This window comes from Anaerobutyricum soehngenii, from assembly GCF_009697165.1.
Classification (GTDB): Bacteria; Bacillota; Clostridia; order Lachnospirales; family Lachnospiraceae; genus Anaerobutyricum; species Anaerobutyricum soehngenii.
The window spans coordinates 107,317-130,209 of record NZ_VULP01000001.1 but is presented as its reverse complement, the minus strand read 5'-3'; the positions used below and the strand labels follow the sequence as shown (position 1 = coordinate 130,209).

Sequence of the window (22,893 nt, the reverse complement as noted above, 5' to 3'; positions counted from 1 at the left end):
ACACAGCGACTACAGAGCAGATGGGATATGGTATTTTTTCTTTTTTCGTCTATACGAAATCTACAAATTATTATTCAAATGCAATTACTGCACCGTCGTATTTTTCATCAATGAATTTCTTAATGTCATCAGATTTAAGAACTTTTACTAATGCTTTGATTGCATCACTGTCCTGATTTCCGTCTTTTACTGCGATGATATTTACATAAGTTTTTGCTGCTTCTGAATCTGCTGCTTCATAAGCGAGGGCATCTTTTTTTACAGAGTAGCCAGCCTGAAGAGCATAGTTTCCGTTTAATACAACGAAAGCTGTCTCGCCTGTTACACGTGCTACCTGTGCAGCTTCTAACTCAACAATCTTAATATTGTGTGGATTTTCTGCGATGTCATTTACAGTTGCTGTGAGTCCTGCACCGTCTTTTAACTTGATAATACCATTGTCCTGAAGAAGAAGTAATGCTCTTGCCTCGTTTGTTGTATCGTTTGGTACAGCGATTTCATCTCCATCTGCGATTTCATCAAGGCTTTTCTTTGTTCCTGGATAGATTCCGAATGGCTCGTAGTGAATATCGCCTGCATCTACTAATTTTGTTCCTTTTTCTTTATTGAACTGTTCCATATAAGGCGCATGCTGGAAGTAGTTTGCATCAAAATCTCCACTGTCTACAACTTCGTTTGGCTGTACATAATCATCAAATACAGTTACCTCTAAGTCATATCCTTCTTTTTCGAGAAGTGGTTTTGCTTCTTCTAAGATTTCTGCGTGTGGAGTTGCAGAAGCTGCAACTTTAATCACTTTGCTGTCTGTACTTCCTGTAGAACCTTCTGCCTTCTTATCTGTACTTCCGCATCCGGTTAATGTTCCGATTGCAAGTACGCCTGCTAATAAAAATGCTCCAAATTTCTTCATGTCTGTTTCCTCTCTTTCTTTTTATGTGCTCTCGAAGTCTTTTGTGCATGATTTGTAAGAAGACTCCTGAGTGCATTTTTTATTTATTCTAACTATTCAGAGAATCTTTTATCTCAGTCGAGAAGACTCCCACCTCTTTCAGGTGGCGAGTGACAGCAAATTTGTCTCAGTGAGAGTCCAATCTCCGACTAAGATAAACGCTCCGCGAGGATGCGCAGTGATTCTGTAAAGAATATGTCAGCTTACGCTGACCAGAATCACGCGCCAAGTCTCGCGGCTGCTCGACTTGAATTTGCTGACTCCAAATAGTTGATAACTATAATTTGATCTGAGTTTTATTTTCTCTTATCAAGTTTGGCTGCAAGGAACATACCAATACTCTGGAAAATCTGTACAAGTACAACAAGCAGTACAACCGTAACGATCATAATACTTGTCTGATAACGATAATATCCGTAACGGATGGCGATATCACCGAGTCCACCACCGCCGACACAACCTGCCATTGCAGAATAACCAAGAATTGTTCCGATTGCGATTGTTGCTCCGGTAAGTAAAGATGTTCTGGCTTCTACTAAGAGAACCTTCATAACAATCTGCATATTGCTCGCTCCCATAGAACGAGCTGCCTCAATAACACCCGGATCTACTTCTTTAATAGAAGATTCCACCATTCGGGCAATAAATGGAATTGCTGCGATCACAAGTGGTACAACGGTTGCTGTAGAACCATAACTTTGTCCAACGATCAGCTTTGTAAATGGAATAAGCAGAATAAGAAGGATCAGGAACGGGATACTTCGAACGATATTTGCGATGACATCTAATATTTTATATACGATTGCATTTGGTGTTAATCCTTCTTTGTCTGTGATTGCTAAAAGGACACCCATCGGAAGTCCAAAGATATATCCTAAGATTGTAGAAGCAAGTGTCATATAAAGTGTTGCCCATACACCACTGACGATCATATCTGTTATTTCTTTAGTCCACATTCTCATTCACCTCCTCTAAATCTAAGCCTCTGTCTAAAAGATACTGTTTCATTTCTTTATTTTTTGTACAGTCCGGCGCAAATTCAAGAATCATTTCTCCTTTTGCCACACCGCGGACATTCTTTGTATCTGCCTTTAAAATATTTACCGGCTCGTTAAAGTTAAGAATCAGATTGGCAATGACAGGCTCAAATGCAGAATTTTCGGAAAAGACGATTCGAATCTTTTCTCCACTCTGGATCAGTTCCTTACCACTTGTTGTCTTTCGGTTCTTTTCTTCTCCGTCACCGACATCATTCTTAAGAAGTTCTCTTGCCACTGCAGTCTTAGGATGTGTAAAAATCTCTTCTACTGTTCCCTGTTCTGCTACTTCGCCGCCTTTTACAATCGCTACATGAGAACATATTTCACGAACAACAGACATCTGATGTGTAATAATTACGATTGTAATATTAAAACGTTCATTGATATCCTTTAATAATGCTAAAATAGAAGATGTTGTCTGTGGATCAAGTGCGCTGGTTGCCTCATCACAAAGAAGAATCTTTGGATCAGATGCCAATGCTCTCGCAATCGCAACTCTCTGCTTTTGTCCACCGGACAACTGTGCCGGAAATGCTCCGGTTCTATCTCCAAGTCCAACGATATCTAAAAGCTCCTTTGCACGCTTTTTAGCATCTTTCTTGGACTTTCCCTGAATATACAACGGAAAACAAACATTTTCCAAAACATTTTTCTGCATCAGTAAGTTGAAATGCTGAAAAATCATTCCGATGTCTTCTCTCTGCTTTCTAAGTTCTCTTGAAGTATAATCTCCTAAAGACTTTCCATTAATAAGAACCCGTCCCTTTGTCGGAACTTCAAGAAAGTTAATACATCGTACTAATGTACTCTTTCCAGCGCCGGACATACCGATAATACCGTAAATATCTCCGGACTCGATGCTTAAATTAACATTTTTAAGAGCCTCTACTGTTCCATCTTTTGTATCAAAAGACTTATAGAGATTCTCTATTACAATCTCTGCCATTATTCTTCCTCCCTGGTTTTTATGAAAATTGTTTCAGCCTGTGGTCGGTATTTACCTGCCATTAAGTTTCTTTTTGGTGTGAAAGAAAAAAGCAGGTATCACTACCTGCTTGAAACTCATCCCTGGTGTCATGAAAATTATAATCTCTGCCGAAATAAAAGCTCTGGTAATCCATCCTTCTCAAGCTCTTTTCAAACAAATCTTCTGAAAATCTATAAACACGCATTCTGATCATTATGTGCAGGCAAGCCAGTCTCCCTCACAGAAGACATATCCATCTGTGAATCTTCACAGCTACAAGTTATGTAATTCATTGGCATGACACACATCATCATCATCATAATATTGCTCCTCAATTTCCATTTCCTTACTAGGGTTCATAATATATTACTATTTTTCTTTTGTCAAGGTTTTCTTTTGTTTTCCTTGTATACATGCTGACAAAAATGAGCAGATCGGTACCGTAAGGATGACTCCCATACTTGAAGCAACTCCCTGAATGATTTCGATTCCGATATCAAACATATTGATCATCTGCAAATATTCATAATTATAAGCATAGATAAATACCAGTGTATTAATCGAACCGCCTGCAAAGGCAAGAATTAATGTATTTGACATCGTTCCCATCATATCTTTTCCGACACGCATTCCAGAAAAAAACAAGCCTTTTATCCCCAGTTCAGGATTTTGATAAGATATTTCTTCTATCGTTGATGAGATTGACATTGCTACATCCATGACAGCACCTAAAGAAGCAATAAGAATACCTGCAAATAAAAGCTGCCCTACTTCTATTCCTGTCTGATCTCTTACATAGATCAAGCTTTCGATTGCTGATACATTATACCCGCTTATATCTGTCATTTTACAAAATATCAAAGCAAACAGTGCAGAGATCAGCACTCCTAAAACAGTTCCGGCAATGGCTACCGCTGTCTTTCCCGAAGCCCCGCCTACAAGATACATCGTTACAATTGTCGTCAGGATAACAACAAGCACCGCTGCCAGAATCGGAGAATGTCCCTTATATATCATCGGTAAAAATAAAAACAAAATACATATCACCGTAAATGCAAGTCCGATTACAGAAGCAAGTCCTTGCTTTCCTCCGATAATAATTAATGTCAGCAGAAAAATAGCAATAATCAGATATACCTGCATTTCTCTGTCCACACTGTAGACAGAAGCTGAAAAAGAACCATTTGCCTCACTGATCAGTGCAATTACTCTGCTTCCTTTTTTACAATGTGCCCCATACAGATAGGCAGAAGAACTGTCTGCTTCCATCGTTTTTCCCTTCCATTTTCCCGAAGTAACTTTTAATTTTACAAGCTGCCTGCCAATATAAATCCCGTCTTTCGTCTCATTATCCTGCAAAATATCCGTTACCTCTGCCTTAGCAAATGTTCTTCCTTCTGTATCATATAAAGATTCTTTTTTTATTTGATTATATCGACATAAAAAGAGCAGAAACAGGATGACCGCTACCACCAGACATCCCCTTCCTGCAATCTTTTTTATGTCAGTTTTCTTTAATTCTTCTGACATAAGATCTCCTGTTACTTTTTCACTGTTGCTTTTTTGATGTTACTTCTTTACAATAACTTTTTTCACTGTACTATATTTTCCGTAAATCTTTTTATTACCCACCTTCTTGAAGGCACGTACTTTTACGAAATATTTTTTACTAGCTTTTAACTTTCTCACCGTAACAATATTTTTCTTTGTTGTTACCTTCTTCGCTTTCTTAAAGTTCTTCTTCGTAGATAAAATTACCTCATATCCATTGATCTTTTCAGAAGTCTTTTTAACGATTATTTTTACTTTCTTTTTACCAGTTGCTTTTACTTTCTTAAGCACTGCTTTCTTTGGTGCAATTGCTGTTTCAATTGGTTTTGTTGTATCTTTCTTTTCTGTAGCTGGCTGTTTTTTATTTTCAGTCTGATTTTTATTTTCAGACTCATTTACTTTTGCAATACTGAATGTCTCGTCAATCTTTTCTTCTGTATCTGTACGATATGTATTGATCGTAAATGTTGTATCTGTAATATCAATAACCGAATAAGTAGGAACATCCTGCTGCCAGCGGTTTGCGATGTAGCTCTGCTGTCTTGGAACAAGATCATAGTATTTACTTCCTGAGGAAGAACCTGCTGTCATGTACAGAATACCGGTTGGATTAAATACGGTTGTACCCTTCTTTGTTACCTGCTGAATCGCATCTTTATCCATCACCTGATTTAAGTAATTAAGATATGCTTTTTCGGATGGATCTGTTGTATCTGCTTTGATATTTCCTTTTGCTGTATATACCGTATCTGGATTCTCTCCTGCATCCATATCTTTATCTAACATTGAATCAAAGTCATCATCTGTATATTCCGTTGTTTTATGTCCGCCTTTTAAAATCTGTGTACGGGAGTAAGCATGATCATGTCCGGTAAGAACAACATCTACTTTGTTATCTTCAAAAATTGGTGCAAGCTGATATCTTAAATTTGTGATTTCAGGCTCATTGGAATGTTCTGCAGAACCATAAATATCCTGATGGAGCGTAACGATTCTCCACTTGCAGTCTTTATTTGCTGCTACCGTCTGCTCAATAAACTGCTTATGTTCTTCTACATTGGTGTCCTGTGTATTTAACATAATAAATAAAGCATTATCATGTTTAAACCAATAGTCACCGCCGACCTTTCCATTTGAACCAAGTTCACTAGCATTTGCTGTATTAAAATGATAGGTGTAGTTTGCATTGTCTGCATCATGATTACCTACAGTAGTTGCTACCGGAAGATTCTTTAATACATCCGGGCTTAAATATCCACTGTATTCGATTTCACTTCCCCACGCTGCCTTATTCGGAGACTTTTTCTTTGTACTCTGAATCTGGTCACCGGAAGACAAAACAAAACTTGCTTTATTACCTGTCTTTTCCATTGCCTGATTCAATGTAGTATTCCAGTTAAATGCATCATTTGCCACTGCAGCAGACTGTGCATTATAAAACTCTTCTGTAGCTGCTCCTTTTAATTCATTTGAGGAACCAATCTGAGGGTCACCTACAAAAATAAAACTGAACTTACTGCCATTATCTGTTGTATATTTTTCTGGTGCTGTCCACTGTCCATCTTTCTGATAACTGTAATAATAGGTTGTGTCTGCCTTTAAATCTGTAGCAGTTACTTTATTTGATACATATGTTGTATCATCTTTGTCTGTCACTGCCTCTGTCTGCTTTGCTTCATATACTGTTGCATTCGTAAGTCTCTTATTCTCTGCGATCTTTAACTTCTGAATTCCAGAAGCTTTCTTTGTATACCATGCAAAATTTAATGAACTGTTGTCACTTCCCGGAGAAAGAGAAATCTGTTCTCTGTCTTTGCTAATTGTACTGTTCCACTTTGTCATCCAATTGCTGTAGGCACCGCCATACGCCTCCACTGTATCTTGTGCATTCGTATGTCCATCTGGTGGTGCAGCCGCTTGAAGAACTGTTGCACTTGTTGCTAAAATCGTTGCAGTCATAGCTGCTGCTGCAGCTTTTTTCCACATGAATTTTCTCATAATAACCTCTTTTCTTTAGCTCTGTTCCTTGCTAAAATTTAAAATTTACGTTATATAAAATAGCAAGGTTTTGTGAGGTCTGCTATCAAGGAAAGGTGGAATTCTGGTAAAATTGTGGTAAATTCTAATTGAAACAAAACGGACGAAATCTCGAAATCCCCACAATCACTATCTAATTTCTAATTCAACTAAATCCAGCCACTGTCGCTCACGAATTTAAAATATATTTTGCATTTCTCGCTTTACCTTGTATAATTTTTCGCATTCCTGTTCCATATGCCTCAATTAATTTTAAACAGTAAAATACATTTGTCAGATTCTGATTTCTACATACAGAAAGTCCTACCATAATACCTTCCAGTTCCATTCCAGGCACTAATCCTCCCACTGATACAAATTCTATTCTGTCCTCATAAATACTAATTAATGCACTGGCACTAAAAGAATAATCTCGATGAACTATTAAATTTAAAAGTGCCTCCCTCACTGCCACTTCTGGATAATCTCTGATATCTGTTCTCAGCAAACCATTAATCGTTGCATGTGTCTGATTTCGAAAATCAATAAACTCATAAACTCCATTCATCTGCTGTAGCAAAGAACCTGAAAATTCTCTTCTGTCTTTAAATACTTCCTGTTCTTTTCCCTGAAAAACGGCAACTTTAATTGTATAAACACATTGGTCTGATAAAAGTAATCCTAAATTGCTATAAATACCCTCCTTATCTATCATCTTTAATGTCTGCATTTGCTGTGAACCAAATTCTATATCTCTCAATTCAAATTCTTTTTGGGCAGCCTCGAATGTTAACTCCTGATTTAAGCTACGCATTTCTTCAAAATGGTCTCCATCTGTTTCTTTTATCATCTGACGAATTGCCGAATCTGTTGCCGGAACAGAAGAATACCCCTGACGAACATAAACCCCTTCCGGTCGTAAGCCTTTCTTTGCAATATAATACGGTCTTTCTGTTCCTCTTTGAATAGAAACAGCTACTACTTTTTTCCCATCTTCTTCTAATGTCTCATAGTGTAAAAACATAGTTAAATCCGGTTTAATCGCATCATGCATGTTTTTCAACGGATTTTAGGATAGAGAAAACTAACTTCATCTAAATTAAAAAACCAGACATTTCCATACGCTAATATCATGGAAATATCTGGTTGTTCATATTAGAAAATGTATAAAAATTGAATAGGTAGCAACTACAATTTCTAACTTGGAGAAGGTAAGTATTTTATTATAATTATGAAATGTCTTAAAAAATGCTTTACGCTAATAAGTTAATATTTAACTTTGTACAATCTGTACGATTTTATTCACGTTTTCCTGTCCCCGCTTTAAGGCTAGTCCAATGACTACACAGCCAATCACGCAGGCAGTTACAAGAATGATACTGACACCACCTATAATATTGAACATCAATCCTTCCTGAATTTTTATTGCCCAGTATGCGATTCCCATACCACAGGAAGAAAGAATAATCAGATTACGAATCCATTTTTTCAGGTTATTTAACATACGGGTCTGATATTCGATTTCTTTTAACTGCTGCTTTTTTGTCTGTGCTGCCATTTTTTATACTCCTTTTTTAATACTGTAATCCTGGATTAAAGAATCCAACTAATACACCAACAAATGCTACTGCAACTAAGATTAACATTGTAATAACAGGGGAAACTTTTTTCTTAGCCATAAGCCACCAGCAAAAGATAACTACTGCGGCTGTAAGACATCCTGGATATACAGAATCTAACTGTTTCTGAAGATTCAGGAATTCTTCACCTGCATCATTTACTAAATGGAAAGAGGTTGTTACTGATACCCATGTTGCTGCAACAGAACCAACTACCATTGTACCGAGTGTAACAACGGCTTCACGTATCGCCGTAGCTTGTTCACCGACCAGTACGTCTACTGCTTTTCCACCAAGTTCATATCCTTTGAAGTAAAGGAAGCGCATTCCTAAAGTTACGATTAAGTTCCATGCTACGATATAGAAAATAGGACCTACGATAGAACCACCAGAAGATAACCCTAATGCAATACCTAATAAGATTGGAATCAGAGTACCAACTAATAAGGAATCTCCGATACCAGCGATTGGTCCCATCAAACCTGCACGCAGACCATTGATTGTCTCACTGTCTACATCTTCATTTCCGTTTGCTCTTGCTTCTTCAAGACCTGCTGTGATACCTACAATTACCGAACCAACCTGTGGCTCTGTATTAAAGAAAGCCGTATATGTATCCATTGCTTTCTTCTGTTCTTCTTTTGTTTCATATAATTCTTCTACTAGTGGAAGCATTGCACATAAGTAACCAAATGTCTGCATATGCTCCTGGGAGAAACAGGTTAAATGTCCATAATACCAGTTCCGAAATGATTTATTTAAGGCTTTTTTAGAAAGCTTTTTCTCTGCCATGATTATATTTCCTCCTCGTCATCGTCATCATCAAAAGACCCGCCGCTGGCAAGAGCTGCTTCTTTTGCACGAATTCCAACCATCTTGATGTTGTAATGGATAATTGCGAACATTCCTGCTACAACTGTAACGGATACTAAGTTTAATCCAACACCGGCTGCTAAAGTAAATCCAACAAAGAATGGTACGAAGTCTGTTACTTTGTTTACTACCTGTTTTAAAAGAATGGCAATACCAACACAAGGTAACATACTACCAACTGTGAATAAAGTCTTCATTGCAAGTCCATCCATAGGTAATGTTGCTTTGATTGTTTCTACTACAGGAACACCTAATTTACACATTACAACCGTTGGGATGAAACTACAGATTAAATGAGAAATCCAAGGTAATACCATATCTACAAGATATAATTTCTTGAATTCTCCTTTTTCTACAGCTCTCCATCCGATATGCTGCCATACAAGGTTGATTGTTGCTGTTCCGTAAAATAATACTGTACCAAGAGTTCCTACCATTGCACCGAAAGAAGTTGCCATTGCAACACCTTTTGTAGATGCAGGGTCTAATCCATAAGAATTTAATGCAAGCATTGCTAAAGGAATACCGATATAAGATACGGCACGTACATCGGCGGATACAGTTCCACCTGGTGTTACTAACGCGATATATACAACCTGCATTGCTGCACCCACCATAATTCCGGCAGGCACATTTCCAAGAATAATACCGCAGACGAGACCGGCTACTAATGGACGGCCTAATGTATAGTTACCAATGGCACTACCACCCATACCAGGCATACTGGCAAGACAGGCGAAGATACCTAAAATCACTGCTTGTATCCAACTAATTGTCATGACTTTTCCTCTCTTTTCTTATCATGTACCCACTGAATCTTTCCGTAGCTGACTTTGTGAGTACACTATTTTAATTTTAATTGAAACCGAACTGTCCTCTGAATTTACTCCAGCTTCCGATAGAAGCTTCTTTTATCAGCGCAAACTCGATTTCATATCCAGCCTGATAAATTGCCTCAAGAGCTTCTGCTTCTTCCTGAGTGATAGACTGATTATTTCCAAGTTTTGTAGCTCCTGGACGGTCATTACATGGTCCAACGATTACTTTCTTCACATCACTTGGAACAAACCCATCATCAACCAAAATCTTTTTCATCTGAATTGGATCTTTTGTAATCAGGAAATACTGATCTTTGCTATCAAGTACTTTCTGGTTTTTCTGTTTCCATGCTTCATAAGTCCACACGAAAGTTTTCTTTGTGCTGGCACTCTTATATGCCATTTTTAATGCTTTTGTGTTGGCTGCTCTGTCATTAACGGCGATCAGTCCATCACATGGATATTCTAAAGACCAACGAGTTACTGTCTGACCGTGAATCATACGGTCGTCAATTCTTAAAAATGATACAGACATGTTTTTTCCTCCCTCTCATGCTTGTAATTTTATGCTTATTTCATATTTATAATATTGAATATAAGTCAAATATAGAAAATAAGTTAAATGCAATATGCACGAATACTAAATCTCATCTTCCTCATCATCAGCTCCACTGTCTAATACAAACTCTTTAATTGCATTTTTTGCTTCACTGATTAAACTGTCTTTTAATAACTCTGTGTCAACATCATCTTTCATAAGAGTTGCTGTTAACGCCATTGCAAGGTTCATTCCGCCAAATACTACTGTCTGTTCTTCCAGTCCTTTTTTAGAAATCTGCTCTAACGCGTTTGTCATTGGAGAACCTCCAATAATATCTCCTAAAAGAATGATTTCGTCCTCAGACTTAATACCACTGATTGCATTTCGGAAATTCTCTGTAAATGTATCTGCGCTCATTCCATCCTCAAGTCCTACGCTGATAACATCCTCTCTCTCCCCGCCTGCAAGCATTGCCAGAACACTTTTCAGACCCGGTGCAAAAGTTCCATGACTGACTAATACTACATACTTCATATTGCTCTCCTTTGTTTGTTTTTTTGATGTATTTATTGTAACAATTACACAAAAAAATAACATCTGCAAATTGTCACTATTGACCTTTTGCAGATGTCACCACTTCAAATTACAATTGTATATTGTTTAATATTTATAAATGACAAATGTCATATATAAATTTATTCTAAATTTTCTTTCAACATCCTATCAATTTTCTTTTTCAGGTGCAGGAGATTCATATCAAAGTCTCCCTCTTCCTGAAAAAGTCGTAGAATTTCTCCATCCATATAGTCGATTACGGTATCATATTGCTGAAATTTTTCTTTTCTTGCTGCACTTTCCATAATCTGATTTAGCATGGAAACCTGTACGGTCGTATCATCCCCTATACTATTTTTCAGGATTTCCTCTGTCTTTTCAGAATCAGTTACCTTCTTTAGTGGAGAAATTCCTTTAGAATACTGGAAAATCTTCTGCTGCACTTCTTCATCATAGGTTAGTTTTTTTAGAAAATTCCATGCCAGCCCACCATGCTCTGACCTCGCATTAATTCCCATTAACATTGTCTCTGTTTCTGACAGATTTTTACCATCCGGTCCTTCTGGAAGTGGAATACAATCCCATTCAAAATCAAAATATTTATTGATTCTCCACGGATATGGTTTATATGTACGAAATTCAGAAAAAGTAACTGGACGGAAAGCAATATTCCCTTTATCAAAATCTTCTGAAGTCGGACTTTGTCTCCCTGATAACTGATAAATATTTCTGGCAAAAAGAATCGCATCTTCTACAGAAGGATTTGTAATATTGCAGGAAGTTCCGCTTCCATTAAAAATTCCCCCTCCATTACTGTAAATAGCATCTATCCAGCTATAGTCATACACACCAAACTGGTCTGTTTTTCCATCGTCATTTGTATCTTTTGTAATTTTTTTGCAAATATTATAAAAGTCGTTCCATGTCCATCTGTTATCTGGCAGAGAAATATTATTCTTCTTAAGTAATGTCTCATTTACCAGCATGAGGCTCGGAACACTTTCATATGGAAAAGCGTATTGATTCCCTTTATATGTCCCTGCATCATAACAGCCCTGATAAAATGCATCCTTTTTCAAAGATGCGTCTGCCTTTAACATTGTCTCCAGATTTTTCAGTATTCCTATCGAAGCAAACGTAGTGAAATCTTCAGGAAGAACCATAAATACATCCGGCAATGTACCATTTAAAGCCTGATTAGAAAGCCACTCTGAGTAATCTTCCTTTAATATTCCGCTGGTATACTTCACTTTAACATTCGGATATTCTTTTTCAAATTCTTTTATTGTTTCGTCAATAATCTTATAGCAGTCATCATTAGGCACATCGGATTGATTCCCGGAAAACATACCAAACGTCAAAACTATTTTACTTTGTTTAGGTATTAGAAAAGAGATTTCCAAATACAGACTGATTAATAATCCTGCCAGACAAAGCATTCCCCATACTTTTGTCATTCTTTTCATTTATCTTATCCTCTACGCTTCTGTGTACCGGACTGTACTTCCCAGATAGCTAACTGTGTGCGGTCACGCAGTCCGATTTTCTTTAAAATAGTACTAATATAATTTCTCACAGTTCCTTCTGTCAGTCCAATATGGTCTGCTATTTCTTTATTGGACATTCCATGCCCTACATCCTTTATAATATCCCATTCCATATCGTTAATCTTCTCGACATTCTCTGCCTCAATCATAACATCATAATTTTGCTGTGCCATTTCCGAAAACAACTCTACTACCTTGCTGGCAATTTCCGGATTAATCATCGCTCCTCCGCTATATACCACATGAATTGCTTTTTCTAATTCATCCACAGAAATACCTTTTAACAGATAACCACTTGCACCATACTTTAATGCACTGAACACATATTTATCATCATCAAAAGTTGTCAGCACGATAATTTTTATCTCTGGATATTTTTCCTTTACTATCTTGGTACACTCTACACCGTCCATAGTCGGCATACGAATATCCATCAAAATAATATCCGGCTTTTCTTTTGCTATAAATTCTAAAACTTCTGTTCCGTCACCTACACCTCCAACAACAGAAATCTCTTCTTTTAAGCCAAGAATAATACTCAGACTCTGCCTGATTAATTCCTGATCATCTGCAATAAGTACCTTTATCATCTTTCCTCATTCCTCCATCGAATTGGCAGCTTTGCTACAACCTGAAATCCATTATTACTGCTATATGTTACTGTTCCATGCAGCATATCCACTCTTTCCTTCATATGTGTAAGTCCAAAACCTTTATGAATATCTTTACATCCTATTCCATTATCTCTGATTCTTATCACCAGCCAGATATCTACTTTTTTAAAATTAATAAAAATCCTGCTGGCATGTCCATGACGAATGGCATTTGTAATACCTTCCTGAACAATTCGATAAATGGTATCTTCTTCATCATCTTCAAATACAAGAGATGGTAAAAATGATTGAAATTCTATAGAAACCTTGGAAGTACTCATCGTCTCTGTAATCAGCTTCTCAATCGCACTCTCTAAAGACTCTCTCTCTAATGTATCTGGGCGGAGTTTTTTCATAGAACGTCTTACATCTTTAAGTCCCTGCCTCGCCACGCCGGAAATAATATTTAACTGCTTTTTTGTCTCGTCTATCGAATAGTCAATTAATGCAATACAAGCATCAATTCCTGCAGAAAGTCCCGTCATCGTATGTCCTAATGTATCATGGATTTCTCTTGCAATACGGTTTCTTTCCTCAATCTCTCCCATCTGTTTTTGCATTGCTGCATAATCCTTTAACTGATTATTCATTTCAGAAAGCTGTGCATTTGCCTCCGCAAGCTGCTGATTTAAAATCGTAACTCGCTCCTTTTCTTTTATCTGGCTTCTCATATAAATAATCATATATGCTATAAATGCAATCGCATTCACTGATGAGAGAAAATTCAATATTCCCGTCATCAGCATATGCTGACGCACTGTATAGACATTTAACAGTTCCTGAAAAGAAACCATCTTTATCCCCAATGATATAATATCATAATCCGCAAAAATATAAATAAGCCCCATAATAACTAAAAATACCTTCTGACTTGTTTTATCACGAATTAAAACGACAATATCCGCTATAACTAAAAATATAATTCCTTTATATTCCATGTAGACACAGCAAATAATTATACCGCAAAGAATAACTTCTAAAATGTAAATCGTCTGATTCAAAATGCTATTTTCTGACTGCTGTCTTAAATTAATAATTGCCACTAAAGTAAATAATGCCACATACATCACTATGACTGTTTTTACCGGATTCATTGGTAAATATGTAATATGATTCAAAAAGCTTCGTGCAGTATAAGTTGCCCTCACCATACCTATTGTATATAAGATGATAACTGCCAAAAAAGTCAAAATTGCAAAATTTAAAATTCCCATCAGCATCTTTAAAAGAATTAAACTTTTCTGCTTACTCATACATCTCTCCTACTGCCACCGTTCAAGGTCATATTCACTCACATTGTCTTTTGTAATTAACTTTACCGGAATCGTCACTGTTTTATCTACATCTTTTCCTGCTAAAAGCTCATAAGCTGCTTTTATGGCAGACGCTCCCATCTTACGAGGATACTGGACTGCCGTTCCTGTCATTTTACTTTCTGAAATCAGTCTCTTCCCTTCTGGTGAACCATCAACCCCATATACAAGTACATCTTTTTTATAGCCTTTACTGTCTAATGCAGCTAACGCTCCCATCGCAGTCGGGTCATTTAACGACATAATTACATCAATATCTTCATGTTCTTCTACCATTTTTTCCACTTTAGGCAAGGAACGCTCAATCTGTCCCTGTGTATCTTCCATTGCAATAATCTTATATTCATTATGGCTTTGTATAGTATCAGTAAATCCCTGTATTCTGTCTCTTCCCGACTTAGTTTTATCATGCGTAAGCAATAGAATGTTGGCTTCTTTTTGTCTCTCCATCATATCCTTCGCACATAACACACCTGCCTGATAGTTATCTGTAACAATCGTAACATCTACCAAATCTGTATCATATACTTCCGTATCTACGACAATAACCGGTATATTTTTCTTTTTCGCTGCCTCAAGACCTTTTTTCACGCCCTTCCAGTCAACAGGATTCAAAATAATTACATCTGCTCCCTGTTCAATCAGATACTCAATCTGTTCATTCTGTTTCTCCTGATCAAGTGCCGGATCAAGGGTAATCAAATGATCTCCCTTTTCCTCCACACGCTGCTGGATTTCACTGTTTAATACGTCATAAAACTGATTATTTAATGTCATATAGGTCACACCAATAATCTTATACTTTCTTCCAAACTGACTTCCATATAGAATAAAACCTTTTAGATAAAAAGAAAAAAACATCCCGACTAAACATAATACACTGCCTGCCAGGAAAAATCTAACTACTTTGCCTCTATCTGTTTCATCCATTCACTCACCTGCTTTATATCTTACTTACCTTCTTTTTCCATTATACACTGGAAATTCTTACATGGGAAGTGGAAAATGCTATCGAATTTTTTAGGAACAACAGACGAAGGCTTGAAACCAAATAATCCATATCTGTGACTTTAGTCGCTGCAGGTGAATGTTTGCAAAAATGCTCGCATCCAACCTTCACTCTGAGGTCACAGATATGGATTATTTTACTTCAAGTCTTCTGATTTTGATAAAAATTTTATAGTACTTTCTAAAAATAATTGATTATATTGAAAATTCAAGAATGTTGCTCGCCACCTACAGATGTGGGAGTCATCTCATATCTGATATACTGTAAAATCAAATTATCTACATAACAAAATGATAAACAAATGCTAATAAGAATATCATTAGGACTACTATTCCGAACAAAGCCTGTGATTTTCCGTAGCCTTGCCAGTCCTTCTGGAGTCCTTTGGTTCTGTTTTCATCAATAAATCGAAGTTTACGTGTTTTTTCTGTCATATTGATACACCTCATTTCTCTTGTTATGATGTATTACAGCGTTTCTTTATGGAAATATTATATCATAAAATTTGAATCTAAAAACAGATAATCTCTAAGCATTTCCAGCATTTCTTCTATCGTCCCCGACAGACTTAAAAATTCCTGCATATTAATCTTAATCACATCATATTGATTTAGATTTTCCCTATATGAACTATCTTTACTAATCATAAGATTCTGAAATAATACTTCTGCTCAGTGTAAAGAACTTCGTTTATCTTTGCAATCAATTCGCTTTTGTCTACATATATTTTAGAACGCAGACTCCCACGAAATGAAAAGCTTCCCAGACGTCTGTTACTTAATGAATCAAATAGTAATTCTCAAACAGCCAGTCTTCGAGTGTATTCAAATTATTGTCGGAGTGTTCCACCTCTCTCGCATATCTCCAGGAAATTTCTTCCACGTCTTTCATGGAGAGTGTTTTTCCATTTTCCAACCAACATACAATCAGGAATTCCTGTACCCAGCGAATGGAAAACAATGCCATTTCCATTTTGGAACAGACCATATCGTCATAGACTGCACCACAGAAATAAGTATAGACAAAGAACATCATAAGCTGCTCACCTACGTTCTCCCATTCTTCTTTGTAGTTACTCAATGCTCCATACATTTGGTGAAATTCTTTGCAAATATTTTTATAAGTTTCTTCGTTCTCCTGATAGAGCCACTTTTCGGCTCCATCGAGTATCTGATTCCACTCTGGACGAAGACGTTCTAAGCCTCGAAGTACCTGCAGTTCTTTTTTCTGTCGATTCCATTGATGGAGAGAGGCTGCATCTGCTCCTTTTTCAGAAAGATGTTTTGAGATAAATTCCGAAAGGCTGCCTTCTTTCTGGTGGCGTTCACATTCTCGGAGAAGGTCATCAATATCAAACTGCCGTCCTTCTTCTATACAGTTTTGATAGCTTTCTGTTAGTTGTTCGGATACAGATATCCGCAGTGTCAGTGGAAGCGAACGGTCCTGCAAAACAGCAAAGAGAACATCGCGGGTATCTTCTAACTGAGAAAACATCATAAAATCAAATTCTTCAAAGTCATCTTCTTCCTCAGTTTCCTCTTCTAAAAATCGAACTGGCTCTTTGCAGGACAGAATAATTTTTGCTGCTTTAGGACAGGATAAAGACAGGGATAATTCTCTAAGTCCTTCATATTCTTCTGTATGTCTTGGGTACATACGACATGTATCGCATAGGGCATCTGGTCCCAATGCCTTGTAGAGATCACACAAATTTTCATCATTTAAAAATGCACAGCGGCGGTTATTCTGATAAAAACATTCTTCTTCCCAGTCAATCGAATTGCGCAGAATTTTTCCAAACTCTCCCGGCTCGTTTTCATATCGCTCCAGAGACTCTTCATCTATCATAATCTGCCATCCTGCACAGCAGGTATCTGGGCAATCTCCTGCTGTACAGACAAAACTGTCATAAAAATGTGGTTTTACGTATCGCATTATTTTCTTTCCTTTTTTTTGTCTTTTTTAAATGTTTTCAAATTACCATTTTTTTATTCTTTCCCTTGTGTTATGTCATTCCACTCGTACTTATGGACTTTGATAACGGAAAATTATATAAAACAGTATAACACAAAATAAATGCGACACAGCGAACAATTGATTTCCCAATTCTCCCTGTTGCGCCAAGTATCAATATATTTTTCAAACGCCCTCTGGAAAGCAATTCTATTATGAATATAAAGTTCTTCTACATTCTTCTGTTTCAACTCTTTCATAAAGTTACTATGAAGCAGATTTCCTGACAAATTCGCCAGTATCTTCAAATATTCCGTTTATTTTTATGTATTCTCAGGATCTTTCTGTGCTTTATTTCGAGAAAAAATCTTTTCCGCTTTTTCAAACATTTCTCTCGAAATAATCGGCTCATGATGATTTTTAATAATCACAAACTCTTCCTCACCCCGATTATATTTTTTCTCATGAGAAAGATAATCCGGTGTAAATGTCTTCTTCTGCACCAAATCCCCACAATATTTTTCATTCTGCAAAATACGCAAAATCACTGTATTTCTCCATTTTTTGCTCCGCATCGGGTAAATACCTTCCTCTAGTAACTCCCTTGCAATAGTATGTGTACTTTTCCTCTCCTCAACAAACTTATAAAATATTTTCCGAACTACTTCAGCTCCTTCTTCATTTACATACATTTTTCCATTTCTCACATCATAACCAAGCATACTCCTGCCAAAAACAACACCCTCTTCCATTCGGCGTTTTTGACCCCATTTCACTCGCTCCGATGTTTTCCGGCTCTCTTCCTGAGCAATCGATGCCATAATCGAAAGACGTAACTCCGCATCTCCTTCTAAGGTATTAATCCCATCATTTAAAAACAAAACCCCGACTCCCACCTTGCGAAGTTCTCTTGTATAATAAATACTGTCAAGCGTATTTCTCGCAAAACGGGAAATCTCCTTTGTAATAAGCAAGTCAAACTTCCTCTGCTTCGCCTCCGCAATCATCTGATTAAACTGTTCCCTCTTCTTCGTACTCGTCCCCGAAATCCCTTCATCCGCAAAAACTTTATAAAACTCCCATTCTTTCTTTTGCTCAATGTAACATCGAAAAAAATCGCACTGACTCTCAAAAGACTGTGCCTGCTCCTCCTTCTCTGTCGAAACACGACAATAAGCCGCAACTCGTTTCTTACCCGAAAAAGGTGATTCTCCACAATATTTCTTTTTCTGATTCAAACACTCATATTTATTCATATTCATAAAAATGAATACTCCTGCAAATGTAGCTCTACCCAATATATGAACATAGCCTTGTCTGTATTCCAGTTTCAGTTTCGTCTTCTCTTCTGATGCTTCTGTAGGTACTGAAGAACTAAATCATATTGAAATGGTCTGCACAATTGTTCACCAGCTCACCCGTAATCTCACGATAGAACAGATTAAAGAACAGGGATTTGCTGATTATTATGTTGACCATACAACTGGCATTTATCCGATCGCTGCAAGTGGCACTCCATGGAGTGCAGATACTATGCAGTCTACCGGTGACCCGATCACAGATCTGATGGAGGATATGGCTGCAGAACAGAAGGCCCGCACTACCTATGACAATATCCTCCGTCTTGTAAAAGATGACCCGGATGTTTATGCCGCAATCAAATTCCTGCGTGAAAGAGAAATCGTACACTTTCAAAGATTTGGTGAAAGTCTCCGAATCGTGCAAGACCACTTAGACAGCCGGAACTTCTATGCATTCAACCCAGCATTTGATACTAAAAAATTCTAGTTTGTAGATTTCGTATAGACGAAAAAAGAAAAAATACTCTATCCCATCTGCTCTGTAGTCGCTGTGTTTAAGATGCTCATCCGCATCTTAAACACGCTCCGAAGTCACATCTAGGATAGAGTATTTTTTCTTTTTTCATACTTCTGCTTATCTGGCTTTACACATTTTTCGCATATTCCGGATGTCTGCTTATCACACGAAAATTCATCTTATTTACATGAATTTCTTTTAATTCTTCCACTCTTTCTCTTTGGATTTACGCCGTTTAAAAAATTTTAATATTAGTTTTGTGATAACTCCCTGTCATTACCAAGGAAAAACAGTGCGATCGTATCAGGACCGACATGACTTCCTGTACAAAAATCATAAGAAGTATTAATAAAATCTCGTACTTTGATTCTTTCTTGTATTTTATTCATAATATAAAGGGAATCTTCGTAAGCATCAGCATGAGCAATACCAATAATCTGTTGTTCTGGATCTACGATATTATTGCAAACCAGATTCACCAGAGTATTTAAAGCAGATTTACGGCCACGAACATTTTTATAAGTGACAATATATCCATCTTTATCCCCTCTTAATATAGGTTTAATCTTAAGAACATTTCCAATCGTGGCAACACTCCCCTTAATCCGGCCTGTCCGGGAAAGATACTTAAGATCTCCAACAGTAAACACACCATTCATTTTTCCGACATAGCTTTCCATAACATCCGCAACTGCATCAACAGCCATACCTTTATCTCTCATCTCACTGGCATATATAGCAAGAATCCCCTGTGCAAGCGAAGCATTAAGCGAATCGATTAAGCGTATTTTACGACCATTGATTTCCTTATCCATTACTTCTTCTGCCGCTAATCTTGCAGAATTATAATTTCCACTAATATTTTTACTCAAAGAAAAATATAAGACATCCTGATCTGCCTGCAATACCTTTTCAAACTCTTCTTCAAAAGTTGCTGTACTAATCAGCCCCGTTTTAATCTCGCAACCCTCACGCATGGCATTATAATACTCTGTACCCTTCTGGCGTTCTTCTTCAGGTGAAAGATCTGGATTATAACAGGTAACCTCCTTGCCTGAAATCAGATTAACAAAAGAAATGACATGAATGTTATATTTTTTTGCAATCACAGCTGGTAAATTGGCTGCGGAGTCAACAAAAATTTGAAACATATGATACTTTGCTCCTTTCTGAACGTTCTATCTGAAACTGATACCAATACCAACTGTATCCGGACCGGTATGGACACTGATACTGACAGAAAACAAACTGTAACCCCTGCCCTAACCGCATCAATGTGTTAAAAAATATGCGTAAAAATAGAACAAAAAGTTTTGTAATTATTTTATGATTTTAACATTAAATTGATAATATTTCAATCTTTCTAATAGCGAAACCATAAGAGATAATGTTCTTTTTAAATACTCTGGAGGATTAAAAGATGTTATAGTTCCAGTAGGTGTAATTGAAATTAGACGATTAAGTTCAGCCCATAGGGTATTCCCTATCTCTGTCCGTTCAGTTACCTTACCTATAAAATTAATTTTCTGAATATTCCGAAGCGGTCTCTCCATATTCTGCTTCTTTGTAGAAATTCGCACATACCCATAAATCTTTTCCATGATTTTCTTCCTTTCCGTATCATAAAAAACGACCGTTAGATTTGACACTCACTTTTATATGATTTGCCAAACCTAACGGCCTACTTTTGACACTATTTCGTTATAGGTTTCTTTTGATACTACTACCCTATTCTATTTCTTACAGAAAAACGTCAGCAATTTCTTTTTTCGTCAGATTATCTTCATTCTTTGCTCACAACCTGTTCACAAATTTCCAGTATCATAAAACCATCAAAAACAACAACAGATTTTTGATAGATTTTTTTCATACTTTCCTCTCTTTTGAAACCGGCTTTATGTCGGTTTCTTTTTTATCTATTAGATTGAAACAGATTACTCATTCTCCATAATTTCCCGTACCTCCTCAACTTCCATATCTAATATATCGCTTATCTGCTCTGGTTCGTATCTTTCCTCTTTTTCTGGAAGGTCTTCTGCTAAACCAATTAAGACAATATTTGCAAGGTCTATGTCACCTTTCCACTGATAAGTACCTACTACACTTTCCTGTGTACATTATAGCTCATGCTATATCTTTATAGCAAATACTTTTCTTTTTTCTTATTTACCAGAATTTTCCTTTTATAGATATTCTCTTGGTATAGTTTTGTAAATGGAGAATGACCGCTTTTATTAATATCTGTTTTTAATGCTACTTTTATATAGGATAATTTCGTTTGTATACCTACTCTTTGGTGAAAGTCTCCGAATCGTGCAAGACCATTCAGCCGCTAAAACACATTTTTATGCTGAATTGTAAGCGAACTACGAGAAAGAAAAAAAGAATTGTTATATGTATTGTATTTTGTGACTTTGCGCTGTGGAATTTTGACTCTGAAAACTTCGGACTCGTTTTTCCGAAGTTTTCGTTTTTTGAGGCAAAATGAAGCGTTTAGCGCAACGGACAAAATCAAACGTATAACAATTCTTTTTTTCTTTCGAAGACCGACTACAATTCAGTAAGAAGATATTCCTCTTCTGGAGATTTTCACTCCAAATACAAACCAGAAACTTCTGGACAATCCCCTTATTCCCATCCAAGATTTAACTACTAATTTCCATCTGGCGCCAAAGAACAGAAAACCAGAAATTTGAGATAGAAAAAATGTGATGTCGGAGCTAGTAAAAATGCCGAACAGGCATTTTCTACGCCGCGACTATCTTCACATTTTTTCTATCTCAAATTTCTGGTTTTCGTCTCTTTAGTCTAGCAAATTAGTAGTTAAAGATATTCCATAATGTTTTAAATCAACTTTTCCATTTTTTACTTCCACACCGTCTTCTTCCAAACGTTTTGCCTGCTCTCCTTCCCCTCCAAATACAAAAGCCTCTGCAAGTTCTCCTTTGGAGTTTACCACTCGAAAACAGGGGATTGTTTCCGGATCAGGATTTTTATGAAGAGCATTTCCAACTGCACGTGACATCTTTGGATTGCCTGCCATAGCCGCTACCTGCCCATAAGTTGCTACATGACCTTTTGGAATACGTTTGACTGCTTCATAAATTCGTTTTGTTGGACTGTCTGTTATCAGGTCATAACTTTCTGTAATCATTCGTTTAATTTCTTTTACAGGTATTGTTCCATCAAGTATTATTGTATTCCAGTGCTTTTTATTTTGATGATATCCCGGAATGACCGATGGGTATACTTCTCTCCAGAAATCTCTCCATTCTGGTTCTACTTTTACATTTAACTGAACAAATCCATCTTTTTCATATATCCATAAAAATACTTTTTTGCTTTCTTTTACTCTGATGAGCTGCCAGTTTGGATCGCGAAACGGAGCATCTACATATGTATTGGGAAAGGATAGACCATATTCAATTGCTTCTTTTCTTGTAATCATACAAAATTCTCCAATATTTTTTATCTCAGTCGAGAAGACTCCCACCTCTTTCAGGTGGTGAGTGACAGCAAATTTGTCTCAGTGGGAGTCCAATCTCCGACTGAGATAAACGCTCCGCGAGGATGCGCAGTGATTCTGTAAAGAATATGTCAGCTTACGCTGACCAGAATCACGCGCCAAGTCTCGCGACTGCTCGACTTGAATTAGGAATACCTCGGTATTC

General features: G+C 36.9%; 20 protein-coding genes and 2 pseudogenes. 1 reads left to right on the top strand and 21 read right to left on the bottom strand.

Translation table 11 applies throughout. The features are described 5' to 3' along the window. Positions 1-70: 70 nt before the first annotated feature. The 18 genes and pseudogenes from FYJ25_RS00530 to FYJ25_RS00450 form a co-directional block, all read right to left on the bottom strand. Positions 71-910, bottom strand: a complete 840-nt coding sequence (locus FYJ25_RS00530) for a MetQ/NlpA family ABC transporter substrate-binding protein (protein ID WP_021906929.1) — start codon at positions 908-910, stop codon at positions 71-73. 335 nt (positions 911-1,245) lie between these two features. Continuing rightward, positions 1,246-1,905 (bottom strand): methionine ABC transporter permease, encoded by a 660-nt coding sequence (locus FYJ25_RS00525; RefSeq protein ID WP_147608557.1) that lies wholly within the window; start codon positions 1,903-1,905, stop codon positions 1,246-1,248. Beyond that, on the bottom strand, positions 1,895-2,935 hold the full coding sequence (locus FYJ25_RS00520) for a methionine ABC transporter ATP-binding protein (protein WP_021906927.1): 1,041 nt from the start codon (positions 2,933-2,935) through the stop codon (positions 1,895-1,897). The genes FYJ25_RS00525 and FYJ25_RS00520 overlap by 11 nt, the downstream gene beginning before the upstream one ends. Positions 2,936-3,147: 212 nt before the next feature. Then, the gene (locus FYJ25_RS14725) at positions 3,148-3,276 is read right to left on the bottom strand and encodes a hypothetical protein (protein ID WP_279237040.1); all 129 of its coding nucleotides are present in this window, start codon (positions 3,274-3,276) and stop codon (positions 3,148-3,150) included. Positions 3,277-3,325: 49 nt separating this feature from the next. Continuing rightward, positions 3,326-4,486, bottom strand: a complete 1,161-nt coding sequence (locus FYJ25_RS00515; RefSeq protein WP_154580268.1) for a YibE/F family protein — start codon at positions 4,484-4,486, stop codon at positions 3,326-3,328. Between the two features lie 39 nt (positions 4,487-4,525). Then, positions 4,526-6,505, bottom strand: coding sequence for a purple acid phosphatase family protein (locus FYJ25_RS00510; protein WP_205677369.1), 1,980 nt, complete (start codon positions 6,503-6,505; stop codon positions 4,526-4,528). Between the two features lie 250 nt (positions 6,506-6,755). Then, positions 6,756-7,577 (bottom strand): annotated as a pseudogene (locus FYJ25_RS00505) (ATP-binding protein); the annotation flags it as partial. A 219-nt stretch (positions 7,578-7,796) separates the two neighbouring features. Next, a complete protein-coding gene (locus tag FYJ25_RS00500; protein ID WP_154580266.1) occupies positions 7,797-8,081 on the bottom strand; it encodes a hypothetical protein in 285 nt (94 codons plus the stop codon). A 16-nt stretch (positions 8,082-8,097) separates the two neighbouring features. Next, positions 8,098-8,934 carry a PTS system mannose/fructose/sorbose family transporter subunit IID gene (locus FYJ25_RS00495; protein ID WP_021906921.1) on the bottom strand — a complete coding sequence of 279 codons (837 nt, stop codon included), beginning with the start codon at positions 8,932-8,934 and terminating at the stop codon, positions 8,098-8,100. Positions 8,935-8,936: 2 nt separating this feature from the next. After that, positions 8,937-9,794: a PTS mannose/fructose/sorbose/N-acetylgalactosamine transporter subunit IIC gene (locus tag FYJ25_RS00490; RefSeq protein WP_021906920.1), complete on the bottom strand. Its 858-nt coding sequence runs from the start codon at positions 9,792-9,794 to the stop codon at positions 8,937-8,939. Positions 9,795-9,870: 76 nt separating this feature from the next. After that, entirely contained in the window at positions 9,871-10,368 is a 498-nt protein-coding gene (locus FYJ25_RS00485; protein WP_021906919.1) for a PTS sugar transporter subunit IIB, read from the bottom strand. 105 nt (positions 10,369-10,473) lie between these two features. Then, positions 10,474-10,908: a PTS sugar transporter subunit IIA gene (locus tag FYJ25_RS00480; protein ID WP_154580265.1), complete on the bottom strand. Its 435-nt coding sequence runs from the start codon at positions 10,906-10,908 to the stop codon at positions 10,474-10,476. 161 nt (positions 10,909-11,069) lie between these two features. Further along, positions 11,070-12,395: an ABC transporter substrate-binding protein gene (locus tag FYJ25_RS00475; protein ID WP_154580264.1), complete on the bottom strand. Its 1,326-nt coding sequence runs from the start codon at positions 12,393-12,395 to the stop codon at positions 11,070-11,072. 5 nt (positions 12,396-12,400) lie between these two features. Further along, positions 12,401-13,066, bottom strand: coding sequence for a response regulator transcription factor (locus FYJ25_RS00470; RefSeq protein WP_154580263.1), 666 nt, complete (start codon positions 13,064-13,066; stop codon positions 12,401-12,403). Continuing rightward, on the bottom strand, positions 13,063-14,382 hold the full coding sequence (locus FYJ25_RS00465) for a sensor histidine kinase (RefSeq protein ID WP_021906914.1): 1,320 nt from the start codon (positions 14,380-14,382) through the stop codon (positions 13,063-13,065). The genes FYJ25_RS00470 and FYJ25_RS00465 overlap by 4 nt, the downstream gene beginning before the upstream one ends. A 9-nt stretch (positions 14,383-14,391) precedes the next feature. Further along, positions 14,392-15,372, bottom strand: coding sequence for a sugar ABC transporter substrate-binding protein (locus FYJ25_RS00460; protein ID WP_118313946.1), 981 nt, complete (start codon positions 15,370-15,372; stop codon positions 14,392-14,394). Between the two features lie 856 nt (positions 15,373-16,228). Then, complete coding sequence (fliB, locus tag FYJ25_RS00455) at positions 16,229-17,386, bottom strand: flagellin lysine-N-methylase (protein ID WP_154580262.1); 1,158 nt, start codon at positions 17,384-17,386, stop codon at positions 16,229-16,231. A gap of 341 nt (positions 17,387-17,727) precedes the next feature. After that, complete coding sequence (locus tag FYJ25_RS00450; protein ID WP_154580261.1) at positions 17,728-18,666, bottom strand: recombinase family protein; 939 nt, start codon at positions 18,664-18,666, stop codon at positions 17,728-17,730. A 97-nt stretch (positions 18,667-18,763) separates the two neighbouring features. Between FYJ25_RS00450 and FYJ25_RS00445 the strand changes: the two are divergent. Next, a pseudogene (locus FYJ25_RS00445) lies at positions 18,764-19,192 on the top strand (manganese catalase family protein); the annotation flags it as partial. A 281-nt stretch (positions 19,193-19,473) separates the two neighbouring features. On the opposite strand, the gene FYJ25_RS00440 reads toward FYJ25_RS00445, so the two are convergent. The 3 genes from FYJ25_RS00440 to FYJ25_RS00430 form a co-directional block, all read right to left on the bottom strand. Further along, positions 19,474-20,373, bottom strand: coding sequence for a DegV family protein (locus FYJ25_RS00440; RefSeq protein ID WP_154580259.1), 900 nt, complete (start codon positions 20,371-20,373; stop codon positions 19,474-19,476). A 168-nt stretch (positions 20,374-20,541) separates the two neighbouring features. Continuing rightward, a complete protein-coding gene (locus tag FYJ25_RS14425; RefSeq protein ID WP_205677368.1) occupies positions 20,542-20,823 on the bottom strand; it encodes a hypothetical protein in 282 nt (93 codons plus the stop codon). Positions 20,824-22,025: 1,202 nt separating this feature from the next. Further along, entirely contained in the window at positions 22,026-22,670 is a 645-nt protein-coding gene (locus tag FYJ25_RS00430; RefSeq protein ID WP_154580258.1) for a methylated-DNA--[protein]-cysteine S-methyltransferase, read from the bottom strand. Between the last annotated feature and the right edge of the window lie 223 nt (positions 22,671-22,893).